The sequence below is a fragment of the Burkholderia sp. LMG 13014 genome (assembly GCF_905232215.1).
In the GTDB taxonomy this organism is placed as follows: Bacteria; Pseudomonadota; Gammaproteobacteria; order Burkholderiales; family Burkholderiaceae; genus Burkholderia.
The window spans coordinates 1-2,180 of the sequence record NZ_CAJNKE010000804.1 but is presented as its reverse complement, the minus strand read 5'-3'; the positions used below and the strand labels follow the sequence as shown (position 1 = coordinate 2,180).

2 protein-coding genes are annotated in these 2,180 nt (G+C 64.0%); one reads left to right on the top strand and one right to left on the bottom strand.

The genetic code is table 11. From position 1 onward, the window contains the following. Window positions 1–38: 38 nt before the first annotated feature. Entirely contained in the window at window positions 39–680 is a 642-nt protein-coding gene (locus JYJ84_RS34800) for a TetR family transcriptional regulator (RefSeq protein WP_043190193.1), read from the bottom strand. Window positions 681–1,081: 401 nt separating this feature from the next. Here JYJ84_RS34800 and JYJ84_RS34795 point away from each other — a divergent pair. Further along, the coding region (locus JYJ84_RS34795; protein WP_205190139.1) for an efflux RND transporter periplasmic adaptor subunit at window positions 1,082–2,180 on the top strand (1,099 nt) is incomplete at its 3' end.

The window sequence follows — 2,180 nt, the reverse complement described above, 5'->3', positions numbered from 1 at the left end:
GGTGAAACGAAAGCCGCGGGCGAATGCTCGTCGCGCGGTCAGTCGTCGTCCTTCAGCATCGCCGGGCTGTAGCGCAGCATGTCGAAACAGCCGTCGACGAGCTTTTCCGCATGCCGCTCGCCATCGATCTCGTCGGGCAGCATCAGCGTGTCGCGCACGAAACCGCTGACGAGCGTGTGCAGCATCAGCGTCGCGCGCCACGTATCGAGGCGCTCGGGCAGCAGCTTGAGCCGCACGGCCGCCGCGAGATCGGCGTCGATCGCGTGCAGCGCCTCGCTCATCCCCGCACGGTTGCGCTGCAGCAGCGGCTCGAGGTCCGCGACGTACTCGCACTTCATGAACAGGATGCTGAACACGCGGCGCAACTGCGCGTCGCGTTGCACGCCGAGCAGGCACCAGATCAGGATCTGGCGGATCTTCTCCAGCGGATTGCCGCCCGGTGCGTCGAGCGGCATCCGCTTCAGTTCGTCGATCGGCAGAAACACGCGGTCGAACATGGCGTCGAACAGTTCGCTCTTGTTCGCGAAATGCCAGTAGATTGCGCCGCGCGTCACGCCGGCGTGCTGCGCGATGTCCGCGAGCGACGTGTGCGACACGCCCTTCTCGAAGAACACGTGTTCGGCGGCGTCGAGAATGCGATTGCGCGTCTCGAGCGCCTCCTCCTTGGTACGTCTGACCATGTGCAGGCCTGATTGGATCGATCGTAGGTGAATATAGGGTCTGCAACCCTCGTCGCCGTCAGGGAGACGGGCTATGCTTGCGACTGGTAACAATCCGTAAGACTGGACCGTCGGCTAGGCATAAACGGGCTTTTTACATACATTCATGAATGTATATACAATACCACCCTACGATCGAATGACCCAAGTGGCAATCAGTTAATATCCCACTCTGCTGATTCCCGCCAAAGTTCCAGTCCGCAGTGCGGGGCAACCTGTCGGCACGGAGGTTTCGTGCCGCTTGCTGTATCTAGCAGTCCAGTAATTCAGGTGTTCGATCTGCGCCGTGAGGCGCATCCGTGTTGCGCTCCCTCCGGTCGGGTGCGGCACTTATTCCATTGGTTATACACAGAGGTCGCTCCATGCGCGTCGAACGGGTTCCATACCGCTTAATCACTGTCGCGACGGCCGCCGTTTTCCTGGCCGCGTGCGGGAAAAAAGAATCGGCACCGCCGCCGCAAACGCCGGAAGTCGGCGTCGTCACCGTCCAGCCGCAATCCGTACCGGTCTACACCGACCTGCCGGGCCGCACCAGCGCGTTCCTCGTCGCGCAGGTCCGCGCGCGGGTCGACGGCATCGTGCTGCGCCGTGAATTCACCGAAGGCACCGACGTCAAGGCCGGTCAGCGCCTCTACAAGATCGACCCGGCGCCGTACGTCGCCGCGCTGAACAGCGCAAAGGCGACGCTTGCGAAGGCGCAGGCGAACCTCGTTACGCAGAACGCACTGGTCGCGCGCTACAAGGTACTGGTGGCCGCGAACGCGGTCAGCAAGCAGGACTACGACAACGCGGTGGCCACGCAAGGCCAGGCCGCGGCGGATGTCGCGGCCGGCAAGGCAGCGGTCGACACCGCGCAGATCAACCTCGGCTATACCGATGTCGTCTCGCCGATCACCGGCCGCGTCGGCATCTCGCAGGTGACGCCGGGCGCGTACGTGCAGGCAAGCCAGGCAACGCTGATGTCGACGGTCCAGCAGCTCGACCCGGTGTATGTCGACCTGACGCAATCGAGCCTCGAAGGCCTGAAGCTGCGCCAGGACGTGCAGAGCGGTCGCCTGAAGACGAGCGGCCCGGGCGCGGCGAAGGTGTCGCTGATCCTGGAAGACGGCAAGACCTATTCGGAAGCCGGCAAGCTGCAGTTCTCGGACGTGACGGTCGACCAGACCACCGGCTCGGTGACGATCCGCGCGGTGTTCCCGAACCCGGGCCGCGTGCTGCTGCCGGGCATGTTCGTGCGAGCACGGATCGAGGAAGGCGTGAACGAGAACGCGTTCCTGGTGCCGCAGATCGGCGTCACGCATGACCAGAAGGGCCAGGCGATCGCGATGGTGGTGAACGCCAGCAACAAGGTCGAGCCGCGTCCGCTGAAGACGACGGGCATGCAAGGCGCGAACTGGATCGTCGAAGGCGGTCTGGAAGCGGGCGATCACGTGATCGTGCAGGGCGTCGACAAGGTGCGCC

Bases quoted from the DNA above. Each gene is read 5' to 3' on its own strand.
- JYJ84_RS34800 (WP_043190193.1), bottom strand. From the start codon at position 680: ATGGTCAGACGTACCAAGGAGGAGGCGCTCGAGACGCGCAATCGCATT.